Origin of the sequence: Psychrobacillus vulpis, assembly GCF_006861825.1 — a bacterium.
GTDB classification, from domain to species: Bacteria; Bacillota; Bacilli; order Bacillales_A; family Planococcaceae; genus Psychrobacillus; species Psychrobacillus vulpis.
In genome coordinates, this window is record NZ_VDGI01000016.1 from 18,384 (window position 1) to 30,938 (window position 12,555).

Annotated in this window: 14 protein-coding genes; 3 read left to right on the forward strand and 11 right to left on the reverse strand. The window is 34.0% G+C overall.

Translation table 11 applies throughout. From position 1 onward, the window contains the following. Nucleotides 1-8: 8 nt before the first annotated feature. Nucleotides 9-1,052, reverse strand: coding sequence for an ArsR/SmtB family transcription factor (locus FG384_RS13945; protein WP_142643221.1), 1,044 nt, complete (start codon nt 1,050-1,052; stop codon nt 9-11). A gap of 116 nt (nt 1,053-1,168) precedes the next feature. Between FG384_RS13945 and FG384_RS13950 the strand changes: the two genes are divergently transcribed. After that, the gene (locus FG384_RS13950) at nt 1,169-1,696 is read left to right on the forward strand and encodes a GNAT family N-acetyltransferase (protein ID WP_142643222.1); all 528 of its coding nucleotides are present in this window, start codon (nt 1,169-1,171) and stop codon (nt 1,694-1,696) included. Nucleotides 1,697-1,970: 274 nt separating this feature from the next. On the opposite strand, the gene FG384_RS13955 is transcribed toward FG384_RS13950, so the two are convergent. From FG384_RS13955 to FG384_RS13965, 3 genes are all read right to left on the reverse strand, one after another. After that, a complete protein-coding gene (locus FG384_RS13955; RefSeq protein WP_142643223.1) occupies nt 1,971-2,768 on the reverse strand; it encodes an aminoglycoside adenylyltransferase domain-containing protein in 798 nt (265 codons plus the stop codon). Between the two features lie 20 nt (nt 2,769-2,788). Beyond that, the gene (locus FG384_RS13960; protein WP_142643224.1) at nt 2,789-3,877 is read right to left on the reverse strand and encodes a metallophosphoesterase; all 1,089 of its coding nucleotides are present in this window, start codon (nt 3,875-3,877) and stop codon (nt 2,789-2,791) included. A 127-nt stretch (nt 3,878-4,004) separates the two neighbouring features. Continuing rightward, nucleotides 4,005-4,538, reverse strand: coding sequence for a GNAT family N-acetyltransferase (locus FG384_RS13965; protein ID WP_142643225.1), 534 nt, complete (start codon nt 4,536-4,538; stop codon nt 4,005-4,007). Between the two features lie 424 nt (nt 4,539-4,962). On the opposite strand from FG384_RS13965, the gene FG384_RS13970 reads away from it, so the two are divergent. Next, on the forward strand, nt 4,963-5,379 hold the full coding sequence (locus FG384_RS13970) for a ribosomal maturation YjgA family protein (protein ID WP_420849966.1): 417 nt from the start codon (nt 4,963-4,965) through the stop codon (nt 5,377-5,379). Nucleotides 5,380-5,576: 197 nt separating this feature from the next. Here the strand turns inward: FG384_RS13970 and argH are convergent, their stop codons facing one another. Then, nucleotides 5,577-6,950 (reverse strand): argininosuccinate lyase, encoded by a 1,374-nt coding sequence (argH, locus tag FG384_RS13975; protein WP_142643227.1) that lies wholly within the window; start codon nt 6,948-6,950, stop codon nt 5,577-5,579. Continuing rightward, entirely contained in the window at nt 6,947-8,155 is a 1,209-nt protein-coding gene (locus FG384_RS13980; protein ID WP_142643228.1) for an argininosuccinate synthase, read from the reverse strand. Before FG384_RS13980 ends, argH begins: the two co-directional genes overlap by 4 nt. Before the next feature lie 305 nt (nt 8,156-8,460). Here FG384_RS13980 and FG384_RS13985 point away from each other — a divergent pair, with 305 nt between their 5' ends. After that, on the forward strand, nt 8,461-9,480 hold the full coding sequence (locus FG384_RS13985) for an NADH:flavin oxidoreductase/NADH oxidase (protein WP_142643229.1): 1,020 nt from the start codon (nt 8,461-8,463) through the stop codon (nt 9,478-9,480). 274 nt (nt 9,481-9,754) lie between these two features. Here the strand turns inward: FG384_RS13985 and FG384_RS13990 are convergent, their stop codons facing one another. From FG384_RS13990 to FG384_RS14010, 5 genes are all read right to left on the reverse strand, one after another. Further along, entirely contained in the window at nt 9,755-10,270 is a 516-nt protein-coding gene (locus tag FG384_RS13990; protein ID WP_240793436.1) for a DUF6886 family protein, read from the reverse strand. Nucleotides 10,271-10,349: 79 nt separating this feature from the next. Next, nucleotides 10,350-10,763, reverse strand: a complete 414-nt coding sequence (locus FG384_RS13995) for a GNAT family N-acetyltransferase (protein WP_142643231.1) — start codon at nt 10,761-10,763, stop codon at nt 10,350-10,352. Nucleotides 10,764-10,847: 84 nt separating this feature from the next. After that, nucleotides 10,848-11,393: a GNAT family N-acetyltransferase gene (locus FG384_RS14000; RefSeq protein ID WP_142643232.1), complete on the reverse strand. Its 546-nt coding sequence runs from the start codon at nt 11,391-11,393 to the stop codon at nt 10,848-10,850. Between the two features lie 38 nt (nt 11,394-11,431). Then, entirely contained in the window at nt 11,432-11,866 is a 435-nt protein-coding gene (locus tag FG384_RS14005; RefSeq protein WP_142643233.1) for an SRPBCC domain-containing protein, read from the reverse strand. A gap of 53 nt (nt 11,867-11,919) precedes the next feature. Next, the gene (locus tag FG384_RS14010) at nt 11,920-12,405 is read right to left on the reverse strand and encodes an NUDIX hydrolase (protein WP_142643234.1); all 486 of its coding nucleotides are present in this window, start codon (nt 12,403-12,405) and stop codon (nt 11,920-11,922) included. Nucleotides 12,406-12,555 lie beyond the last annotated feature (150 nt).

The window sequence follows — 12,555 nt, forward strand, 5'->3', positions numbered from 1 at the left end:
CCACCTCATCATTGATCAAAATAAAGATCCAATTCTTTCGATAACATTTCAACTGCTTTTCTTTTAAGGGAATACTTTGCATCTGAAATCTCTACTAATTTAGCAGCTCTCAATATTTTAAGATGATGATGAATAGTAGACTTGCCAATATTTAATTGCTCTGTTATATCCTGCAATGTACGGTCCTGCTCAAAAAGCATCTTAACTATTCGTAGGCGGACCTCATCACCTAATGCTTTATGCTTTAATACTAAAAAGTTATTTGGTGTAAATCGATCATTTGGCGTTATACTTTCATTTGCAATGGGATAATAAAAAACTTTAGTTCCTTCTATATCTGCTTCTATATTCCAAGGACGATAAATGTATTGAGGAATTAACAATACATTATTTACACTAGGTTCTGGTAAGTATGCTATCCCCCCTGTTGCCCATTCTACAAACTCCTCTGAAGACATATTAGATTTCATCTTATTCTTCATTTCATAATCTGTTTGCAAAATTAGTTGAATGTGCTCCAAGTCTTTCTTTATAACCTCTTCATACCAACCTGTGATCACACGTATAAGATGCTCTTTTAATTGTTCTCCATTTGCATTGCAAATGAATTCAATATAGCGTGGGAAAAATGGATTGGAGCTTGTTACTTCTTTCATTTTAGTAATAGAAGAATCATCTCCTAATGAAGCTTTTTCTCTCAATTCATTATATTTATTTCCTACAAACGGTAAACATATAAACTTTAGATCCGCAATTGCCAGTTCATAAATATAAGAAGTAAATTCCGATATATTTAAGAAATCTTTTTTATGTAGTAGCTGTAGTAAAGCTTTCCAAGTGTTATTCTGTTCCACATAATCTAAGTCTTCTAATAGTTCAATAGGTAACGATTTTTTAATACCTTGCCAATAATCTACTGGTCTCTCTAACGTATTAATAATAGGTGTATTCGTAATTGCCGCTATCCCCAATGCACATTCCCACAAAATCGAATACGTAAGTTGTATTTGATACGTTTCCCTCTTCCTACTTGTAAGATTTAACACTTCCATATTGTCACCCCTCTGCATTCTATATGTTTAGAATATACCATTTGATAATTATCGAATCAACATAAAAAGGAAAATATTGATAAGGCGTAGAATTAATATAATAGAGGGGTGAAATAATGACAGTAAAAAACAAAGATAAATTCAGCATTCGTACTGTTTGTGTAGAGGATGCAACAGCAATATTAGCTTTGCAACGGGAAATTGTGGATGAAGGAGAATTCTTTATTGCTGTTTCAGAGGAGTACAAGAAAACGCTTGAAGAACAAATAGAATGGGTTCAGAATTTAATAAAGAATGAAAGAGATACAATGTTAATAGCTGAAATAGATGGTGAAGTTGTCGGATTGATAGTGTTCTCAACTCAAAAACTAATAAGATTATCGCATACTGGTTCTATCACAATGATGATAAAAAAAGAACATAGAAGTATGGGAGTAGGTAAGCTATTGTTAAAAGAGTTGTTAGCATGGGCAGAGCAAAATCCACTTATAGAAAAGGTTTGCTTAGGCGTTTTCTCTACAAATCAAAGAGCGATAAATTTATACAAAAGTATGGGTTTTGTTGAGGAAGGACGAAAAATTAAAGAATTCAAGTTAAGCGACAATGAATACATAGATGATATTCTTATGTACAAATTTGTTTAAGCGGTTCTGGAATTTTTCATTTTTATAAAATATCATATAAAAACACCCCGTAAATGTTAGTTTTGTGTCTAACATTTACGGGGCAGTTCAATCTAATGGAATTGAGTGCCTACAGTTTCATTCTGAAGTGGATTAATGCCATCCTGATAGTTAATAAGAGATTCTGAAAAACAACTATACCAAATAGTTGTTTCCTTACATTCTTCGTTATTATATTCTCCTCTATATCTTCAACTACACATTTATGAGAAAAAACATTAAAATCGAAGCCCAGCTATTTTAACAATCCTTCCACCTCCCGTTTTATATAATCTCTCATTGTTAATAATTCCTTCTTTTCAAAAGCATATTGGTGTTCGTTGGTTTCAAAACCATTTACAATTTGCTCAATTATGGAGTTAAACTTTTTTGGTAGATTAGCCAATCCCCATATTGCAGCTTCTTGTTTGGAACAAATAATTCCTTCTTTCAAGAACCAAAATACTCTAATTAAGTTTAATGTACAATATATTGGGTCTCGTTCAATATTTTCTAAACAGTCTTCAAAATCACTAATAATTGAAGATATATAGTGTGCTTTAGGTATTAAAGGAAATACTACTTTAATTGGTTTTCCAAATAAGCAAATTCCTCTATGATATGTAATAGTAAGATGTGCAGCAATGTCAGGATCTGTCATATCTTCCCAGTTTAAGCAGCTAGTTATACCAACCGATAATTCGTCTTCATACCTTTTTATCCATAGTTCACTATAATGGAAGTCAAAAGGCGATGGATGCTTCCAAAATTTCAATTGTTCTATATTCAAAAAGCTGACCTCAACAGGAAATGGCTGATTGGAATATTCTAAAAAGAGCTTTGCAAATATTTTTTTACTCTCCATAGTTAATGGAGTTGTAGTAATAACTAAAATATCGATATCGCTACTTTTACGCTTAAACCCTCCCATTGCCAAAGATCCGTGAATATAAAAGCCTTCTAACTCTTCACCTATAATTTCCTTTGTTTTATCCAATAGCTCATATACAAATCTTTGTATATCAGGTGATGCATTTGACCATTGAACATCCATTCTATACACCCCATTTAGCATTAACTTGTAAAACTGTCTTTTGGAATCCAACCCACTTCCCCATTTGTTCTCTTAACAAGTGTATATCCATCACATTCATTATCAACAATCGATACTTTTTCGCCTTGTTTAACAGATAAAAAAGTTGTACTTAGATCTGTTTTACAACGTGTTAATTCATCAACTATTAAATATTCATTTTTAATCCATTGTTCTATTCCAAGATTAGTATTTTCACAAAGAGTAAAGAAATCCTCTTGCTTTATAACTCGCATATTGTAATTTGGATATGTGACCGTTCCTTTTCTTTTTGATGTATCAGTATGAGCTTTCTGTACAATCTGATCGTTCGTTAATTCATCAACGTATGTATATGAATATTTATTATATTGGATAATTAGAGCATTAAGTTGACCGTCTTTTTTGATTTGATTTCCGCCGTCCAGCGCTATAATTTTTTTATCTAAGTCAATTATCGGATTATGTGAACTTATTTGGTTCGCTCGATAATTAACGACTGGCCAGTGTCCTACAATGACTGTTTTATCAGCTTGGTGTTCTTGCTCATAAAATGATTGAGTATATAAAGCAACTTTTTCTTCTGTTTGATGCCAATCTTCTATGTTTTCAAGACCTGCATGTATAATAATAAAATCATCTGTTTCATAAGCGATAGGTCGTGCTTCTAGCCATTGTATTTCCTCAAGAAAATGATGGCGATAAAAATTAGATAGTTCATTTAAATCGGTGAAATCGTGAATAGTTTTATCTTGATCTGCAATCATTTCATTTAAAATAGAATTCTTTTGCTTATTCATATATGGAATGATTCCTTCAGACCCAGAAAAAACATATCGGTGTACAACATCACAATTCCCTTTAGTTATATACACTTGACTAGATTGTTCAGACAAGTTCCTAACATATTCAACTACTTCTAAACTATTTGTTCCTTTTTCGCATAGATCACCATTGATGAATAAATAATCTTCCTCTGTATATTGCAATTTGTTTAATAGTTCTTGAAAAAGCTTTAAATTTGCATGGATGTCTGAAATGACAATCGTACGTTTAGTATTATCTAATTGCAGTCTTCTTACTTCAATCATAAAATCAACTCCAGAATGTACTCATTTTTATGAATATTATACCAAATCAAATAGGTGTTGTTCAGTGAGTTGAACCTTGAAAAAAAGACCGTAGAATTTTGCAAAAATCATCTAGAGTCATACAGTCTTATTTATTTATAATAGCTAATGTTTGATGATCTTCCCATTTCCCGTTAATTCGTACATTCTCCTTTGCAATTCCTTCTTTATGAAAACCTGCTTTTTCTAACACTTTAATAGAAGCTTTATTATGCGGCATAACCCCCGCTTCAATACGATGTAACTTTAGTTCTTTAAAGCCATAGTCAACTGCAAGTTTTACAGCTTCTGTCATATATCCTTTCCCATTTTGCCTTTTATCTAAATAGTATCCAATCCAACAACTCTGTAAATCACCTCTTACGATTTCTGATAATGTAACATTGCCAATTAGCTGTTCATTTTCAGTAATAAAAATACCAAAAGAATAAAAAGTGTCTTGCTCAGAACGTGAAATACTATTTTCAATACGCTCCACTTGCCCCTCGATACTATAAAAACGGTCATCTTTTAACGGTGAATAAAGTTGAAAAAAATCTCGATTCTCCACCTCTAGCAGAAGTAATTCCTCCGCATCTGAAACTCTCAATAATCTAATAAATATCTCTTGTTTTTTCTCCATTATTATTCCTCCTCCAAAATAAAAAACCACAGGAACTCCTGTGGTTTGAGAAATTTATTCTTTCACTCCACAGGAAAACGACCTGTGGTATTTCATACCATTTCTTTAATTAGAAAAATCTAATCAAAGGATTTCAGTCGTTTTAATCTAAAATTAGACAGACTTCTCCCATGATTAGCAAAAGCAAAAAAAACAGCAGTCGAGTACCCAATGCCTTTTGACAAAGATTCCAAAGATCTTTTCTTCATATTACGGTACCCCCTTCTGTTTTAATATAGACAATTTTAGCAGACTGAAATAATTTTCACAATATTTTATTTAATGTAATATATTTTTTCTATTTCACCTAAATTTAACTAATATTAGTTTATAATGAAATTTAGTGAATAAAAAATTATGCCAAAGAGTGATTCTATTGACTTTTATAAATAAAACATCTAACTTGCATTACAGAAATTGGAGGTTAGCTTATATTACAGCTGTTGTAACAACTGTATTATTAGGCCTAGCTTCTAGAAAATGGAGCTTCCTGCTTCCATTATTTGTAGCACAGAACGCAGGAGATATGCTGTGGGCTATGATGGTCTATTTCGGGTTCCGTTTTTTACTTGTGGGTAAGAGCCCACTTTCAGCAACTTGCCTTAGTTTAATGTTTTGCTTTGGTATCGAATTTAGTCAACTGTATCAGGAAGACTGGATCAATCAAATTCGTGCGACAACCCTCGGGGCTTTAGTCCTTGGCAAAGGTTTTCTTGCTGTGGATTTGTTTCGATATATTGTAGGAATTGTAATTGCCACTGTATTAGATAAGGTGGTACTCAAGTTCACTCTCCGCAGATAAACACTGCCATAGACGTTTTTCCAACTAAACTTGCAATTTTTCCAACTTAACTCTCTTATTTTCCAACTACCTCTTCTCAAAAGACTAGTATTGTTCGTAAAACCTCAAAAAAACTGTAGACAGCTCTGAACTGTACCTCGAATTGTTAGTTGTGTCCAACAATTTGGGTGCAATTCACTCAGTGTCTACAGTTTTTGTTATACTAAACGCTTTTTAGCTTCCTCTATTTGGATGACAACTTGTTCAAAACCTGTTCCACCTAGAGAGTTTCTTCTTTTCACAGCAGCAAGAGGTGATAAGACATCGTAAATATCAGACTCGATAAGGCTGCTTGCTTCTTGTAAATCTTCCAGTGGTAGATCTAACAAGAAATAGCCACGTTGAATGCAAAGGAATACTAGTTTCCCAGTTACTTCATGCGCTTCACGAAACGGAAGCCCTTTGGCAGCAAGATAGTCAGCAAGTTCTGTCGCATTGGAAAAGTCTTGGTGTACCGTATCGTGTAGACGCTCTGTATGAACAGTCATTGTACGAACCATACCTTCAAAAATTTTCAGCGATCCAACGATTGTATGTACAGTGTCGAACATACCTTCCTTATCTTCTTGCATGTCTTTGTTATAAGTAAGCGGTAATCCTTTAATTACAGTTAGTAAGCCCATTAAATTCCCGTACACTCGACCAGTTTTTCCTCGGATCAACTCAGCCATATCCGGATTTTTCTTTTGAGGCATAATACTTGAGCCAGTAGAGAATGAATCATCTAACTCAATAAAATTGAATTCAGAACTTGACCAAAGAATAATTTCTTCTGCAAAACGAGATAAATGCGCCATGAGCATCGAAGAATTACTTAAAAATTCTACGATAAAATCTCTATCACTTACCGCGTCCATGCTATTTGCATATACACTTGAAAAGCCTAAATACTCTGCCGAAAGTTTTCGATCAATCGGGAAAGTAGTACCAGCAAGTGCACCTGCTCCTAGTGGAGAAATATCAATACGTTTCATCGAATCTTTAAAACGATCTTTGTCTCGGTCCAACATCCAGAAATATGCCATTAAATGATGGGCAAAAGAAATTGGTTGTGCTCGTTGCAAGTGTGTGTATCCAGGAGCAAGGGTTTCCACATGTGCTTCTGCTTGAGTTACTAGTGTTTGTTGGAATAACTCGATTAACTCGATGATTTCATTCACTCTATTTTTTAAAAATAGATGCATATCTGTTGCAACTTGATCGTTACGACTACGCCCTGTATGTAGTTTTCCACCAACTGGACCGATCAAATCTATCAGCATTTTTTCTAAATTTAAATGAATATCTTCATTTGCAACTAAAAATTGTAGTGCATTATCTGCAGCTAGTTTCTTTAATTGCTCTAAACCGCCAAGAATTTGTTGCACGTCTTCTTGGGGCAAAATATGACATGCCCCAAGCATTTTAACGTGTGCAATACTTCCGTCTAGATCTTCCATTACTAATGCTTGGTCGAAACCTATGGAAGCTCCAAATTCATCTACCCATTGCTCGGCAGATTTTTGAAATCTCCCACCCCAAAGCTTGGTCATGCTTTCACCTTCTCTGCTCCTTGATTCACCATTGCATGAACTTTTGTTGGAAGTCCCCATAGTTCGATAAATCCAACTGCTGATGCATGGTTAAATTCGTCTTCTGCTGTGTAAGTAGCGAGTTTTTCGTTGTATAAAGAGTTAGGAGATTTACGTCCTTCTACAATCGCATGACCTTTGAATAATTTCACACGAACTGTTCCGTTTACATATACTTGCGTTTCTTTTAAGAACGCTTCTAAAGCAGTTCTAAGTGGAGAGAACCAAAGTCCTTCATAAATTAGCTCTGTTAACTTTTTCTCGATTACTGGTTTGAAGTGAGCTAATTCTTTTACTAACGTAATATCTTCTAATTCTTTATGTGCAAGTAATAATGTATGAGCACCAGGAATTTCATATACTTCACGTGATTTAATACCAACAAGACGGTTTTCTACGTGATCGATACGTCCAACCCCGTGTTTACCAGCTAAATCATTTAGTTTTAATATTAATTCATACAATGGATATTTAACGCCATCGATCGAAACAGGTACGCCTTGTTCAAATTCAATTTCAATAACGTCTGCAGTATCAGGTGCATCTTCTAGTGCAACTGTTAGTTCATAAGCATCTGCTGGTGGTGCTTGCCATGGGTCTTCTAAAATACCACATTCGTTTGCACGGCCCCAAAGGTTTTGGTCAATTGAGAATGGGCTGTCTAAGTTAATCGGAATCGGAATATTTTTCTCTTTTGCATATGCAATCTCCTCTTCACGGCTCCAGCTCCACTCACGTACAGGTGCAATTACTTCTAGATTAGGATTTAATGCATTAATAGAAACTTCAAAACGAACTTGGTCATTTCCTTTTCCTGTACATCCATGTGCTACTGCTGTTGCACCAGTTTGCTCTGCAATTTCCACTAACTTTTTAGAAATTAATGGACGAGATAATGCGGAAACAAGTGGATATTTACTTTCGTACCAAGTATGAGCTTGTAAAGAAATTAAAGCATATTCATTTGCAAATTCTTCTCTTGCATCAATCATATAGCTTTCTACTGCGCCAACTTGCAACGCTTTATTTTTTACGAATTCTAGATCTTTTCCTTCGCCAACGTCCAGGCATACTGCTACTACTTCATACCCTTGCTCTTTCAACCATGTAATTGCAACCGATGTATCAAGTCCACCTGAATATGCTAAAACTACTTTTTTACTCATTTTATATTCCCCCGTTGTATGTTTATGCGTTAATTAAGTATTAATATACATAATATATCACCGTCATTGCATAAATACAACAACAAATTTATAAATAAACGGAATTTATTCGTTTCCTTAAGGACTGATGTCTTTCTTTTATATAATTATTCCTTACACTATCCAGTTAGAGAAGGGAAATGAGCGCTGTATATAATAATTATCGGTTTATTTCGCCAATTGAATATTTTATTAATATGAACAAAAACAAATGAATTGATTCATATTAGGTAAAACAGGATAATAGACAAAAGGAGTGTGTTAAAATGACCCATTTATTTTCTTCATTTAAACTAAAAGGGATGGAACTAAAAAATCGAATCGTAATGCCACCTATGTGTCAATATTCTGTTGTTGCAAAAGACGGCATTCCAAATGATTGGCATTTTGTCCATTATGTTTCGCGCGCTGTAGGAGGTACAGGACTCATCATTGTAGAAATGACAGATGTGGAGCCTGATGGGAGAATTACAGATTTCGATTTAGGCTTATGGTCTGATGATCATATTCCCGCTTATGAAAGAATCGTAAATGCCGTACATAAATACGGTACTAAAATAGGAATACAAATAGCGCATGCGGGGAGAAAAGCAGAGGATGCGAATCCACCCGTTGGCGCTTCGAACATACCAGTTACAGAAAAATGGAAGCAACCACGAGCACTTACAACTGAAGAAGTGAAAGAAATGGTTGTTAAATATAAAGAAGCAGCAAGAAGAGCAGTAGCAGCAGGATTTGATACAATTGAACTCCACGGGGCTCATGGTTATTTAATCCATCAGTTTCACTCACCAGCGATAAACAACCGTACTGATGAATATGGTGAAGACTTATCTAAATTTGGAGTAGAAGTTATTCAAGCAGTCCGTAGTGTTTTGCCGGAAGATATGCCGCTACTTTTCCGCATATCCGCTATTGAATATATGGATGATGGATATGATTTAGCATACTCCATAGAGATTGCCAAAAAATATAAAGAGGCTGGCGTAGATATGTTTCACGTATCAAGTGGTGGTGAAGCTCCTCCTGGCAAAATTAAACCGGCGAACACTCCTGGATACCAAGTTCCATTTGCTCGAGCATATAAGGAAGCATTAGATGTACCAGTAATTACAGTAGGAAATCTAAAAGATCCAAATCTTGCACAAAAAACTCTTGTAACTGGCGAGGCAGATTTAGTAGCAATTGGACGTGGAATGTTAAATGACCCATATTGGGCGCTTCATGCAGAAGAAGTGATTACTGGAAAAACAGTGCCACCAACACCTTATAAAAGAGGATTTTAACAACTACTTCTAAACTATAAATAAATGAAAAAATATCAAATCGAACAGTAAAATGTAGCTCATTGAGTTGTCGTTAATAAGTCCCGAAAATAAATCAGGGTAGAGAAAAACGAATCGTTTTTCTCCACCTATTTATCTGTTATTATCATTTTCTATTAAAGGTAACTATGTATTTCTTATTCAACAAACCTTCACCTTTAATTGAATAAAAAAAGAGCCGCCTACGCAGCTCAGCGAACTTTAAAAGAGCATTCTCCTTATATGATTTGTTTACTTAGTGGGTCTCCAATTTCGGCTGAGCAAAGCCCATTCTACACATTGACCAATTTAATGTTGTATTCTGGATTTCGTTGAATATATCCCATAAGTTATCAACTAATCGCAATTCAACATTCCTTCTAAACTGCTCTTGAAATAGATCAGTTGTTTCGATTTTATTTATCGGAATCTGTTTTTTAGCACTTGTGAAATAGCCTGCATTTTCATCTAAAAGACTAAATTCAGTGGAATCAAATTCATATAAATATAGTGTAGTATTTTTCATCGCTTCAAACCATTTATTCTCTATTACTACTACATGGACACATGACTCTGATGAAAAATATCTTCTCTTGTCTGTCTCTGAAGTATTTGCTCCAACATGAAAACAAACGCGAGGACAGTTTCTTGGTGTTAAAAAATTTGGTAAGCATTTTTCATTTATAGCCCATACAAGTCCTTTAGTAGGATCTAAATCTACCCGTGTAGGAATTCGTGGTTCAAACAATTCGATATTACTTTCTTCACTCACATGAAAGAGCCTCATATACCCCTCCTATTATGTAATTTTTCCAATAAAATATCGTACTTTCTAGTTGAAAGAAACTACATTATTTTTTCAATCTCATTAAATTACTACCATTTACATCTGTTGAAAAACCAAATTTCTCATAATAGCCAACTAATCTATCTGGACAATATAGTTCAACTCGCTCAACATCTCGAACGTATGGATGTTCTAAAATTGCATTCATCAAGATTGCCCCTACACCTTTGTTTCTATAGTTCTCTTTAGCTATTACGTCAAATATTAAAGCTCTATAAACAGTATCTGTCATTACCCTTGCAAATCCAAACAATTCTTCGGTCTCATTATGAACTAACCCGATCACTACTGTACTGTTATCCACCATTTTCCGAATATCTGAAAGTTGCCGATTTTGCGTCCACCATTCATTTTTAAATAAGTTCAATAAATCATTTAAATGATTCTCCTCTAGTTCTTCCACAGTCCTATAATTCACGGTCTCATATCTCCTTTATATAAATGTTCCTATACTTTTAAGCTGCAACCATTCTTCTATGTAGGAACTATAGTAGACTATGCATCACTCATTAAATCTTCCCATCATTAAAGTGTTATAGTAATTACCGTCAGAAAGGAGTTTATCTTTTCTTAAGATGCCTTCTATTTCAAATCCAAGCTTTTCATACAGTTTAATGGCTTTATCATTAGTTTCTAAAACATTCAAAGTGATTTTTTTTATTCCACTGGTGTCGGCCCATAAAATTGATTCCTTTAATAGATTCTTTCCAATACTATATCCCCAATATTCTTTTAACACGCATACTCCGAATTCTATTTTATGAGAGAATCTAATCAAATGATTTCCTTCGCATCTTGAAAAACCGATAATCCGCTCCTGCACTACTGCAACTAGAAATAAGTTTTTAGGATTCTCGGAGTCCGTTTTTATAATCTGTTCAAAACCAGGAATATCGATGAAAGCCTCCCCTTTTTCTCTATCCAAATTTTCGGTCTCTCCATCAATCTGTAGTCTTAATTCAGAGAGTACCATTGCATCTTCTACTATCGCAGATCTAACAGTATAATTTATTCCATTAACGTAACAATCTTTGTTGTTAATTATCATGATGTTCTCCAATCTAAATTAAAATCTATTTTCTATAATTATTTCGCTATTCCTCCTCTTAACCCTGTAACACCAAATTCTAAATATCCTTTTAAACAGGTCAACATAAAAACCCAGCCTTCTTTATTGTCTACTAATTTGTGTATGAGCTCTTCATCGTCTTCGATAAAACCTTCTTCAATAACTTCTATAGCTGTACCCATTTTTTCTAACTCAGTAAATGAAATTGTGACAACATGTTCTTCTTCAACTGGTCCCCATTTGAATATAATTCGTTTATTTTGCTCAATTTCTACAATTTTGATCTCTGCTTCTGCATCATATAGATCATACTTTAATAGGATTGTCTTTCCTTCTTCCCATCTTTCAGAACTTGAAGAGAACCAAAAGTTCCCGATATTTGAAGGGTCAACAAATGCTTCAAATAGTTCATTTGCTGGTCTAAATATATTAAATTTCGTTACGTTTTTCATTCAAAATCCACTCTCTTTTCGTATTTTTATTAACCCTAATTTTCATTATTCCATCAATTCAAAGCGCAGTTTAGTATTTCTTGATAAATTTCATTCCAGTCATGATAATAATTGGAAACTTCCTCAGCCTTAATAAAAATTCTACGTGCTGACTCATAATTTGCATCAAAAGAAAATATTTCATCAATTTCCATACGATAGAATACTTGATATCCCACTTTTGGATAGGGACTCTTTTCATCCCAAGTTAAATTTTCACTATGATCTACAATTATGTAACCTAAAAGCTGAGACTCTCCACTTACATATCCTTCCTCCATTACTTCACGCTTAAAACATTGTTCAGCTGTTTCTTGTGATTCAAGATGTCCACCTGGGATATCCCATCCTCGATGATTTAAATCTACTAATAGCAACTTATTTTCATAAAAACAGAATCCATGCACGCTAGTAATGAAGTCATGTACAGGTAGTTGGTCAGACTGCTTCCAAGTTAATTTTACTCTTCCTTTTCCCCAATTCACGTATGATGTTGTCATATTTTAACTTCCTCTACTTGAATTTTTATCACATTATTCTTTATTTATGAATAAACGAAATACAATATAAGGATGAAATTAAGTAACGAACGATTATATTTTTTATGTTCTATACAATCAATTCTATAACATACTCTAAAATCCCTTGAA

Excerpts from the sequence above, each read along its gene's own strand:
- argH (WP_142643227.1), bottom strand. The coding sequence starts at position 6,950 with ATGACCAAGCTTTGGGGTGGGAGATTTCAAAAATCTGCCGAGCAATGG.
- FG384_RS13985 (WP_142643229.1), top strand. The coding sequence starts at position 8,461 with ATGACCCATTTATTTTCTTCATTTAAACTAAAAGGGATGGAACTAAAA.
- FG384_RS13960 (WP_142643224.1), bottom strand. The coding sequence starts at position 3,877 with ATGATTGAAGTAAGAAGACTGCAATTAGATAATACTAAACGTACGATT.
- FG384_RS13945 (WP_142643221.1), bottom strand. The coding sequence starts at position 1,052 with ATGGAAGTGTTAAATCTTACAAGTAGGAAGAGGGAAACGTATCAAATA.
- FG384_RS14005 (WP_142643233.1), bottom strand. The coding sequence starts at position 11,866 with ATGAAAAACGTAACGAAATTTAATATATTTAGACCAGCAAATGAACTA.
- FG384_RS13980 (WP_142643228.1), bottom strand. The coding sequence starts at position 8,155 with ATGAGTAAAAAAGTAGTTTTAGCATATTCAGGTGGACTTGATACATCG.
- FG384_RS14010 (WP_142643234.1), bottom strand. The coding sequence starts at position 12,405 with ATGACAACATCATACGTGAATTGGGGAAAAGGAAGAGTAAAATTAACT.
- FG384_RS13965 (WP_142643225.1), bottom strand. The coding sequence starts at position 4,538 with ATGGAGAAAAAACAAGAGATATTTATTAGATTATTGAGAGTTTCAGAT.
- FG384_RS13955 (WP_142643223.1), bottom strand. The coding sequence starts at position 2,768 with ATGGATGTTCAATGGTCAAATGCATCACCTGATATACAAAGATTTGTA.
- FG384_RS14000 (WP_142643232.1), bottom strand. The coding sequence starts at position 11,393 with ATGATAATTAACAACAAAGATTGTTACGTTAATGGAATAAATTATACT.
- FG384_RS13950 (WP_142643222.1), top strand. The coding sequence starts at position 1,169 with ATGACAGTAAAAAACAAAGATAAATTCAGCATTCGTACTGTTTGTGTA.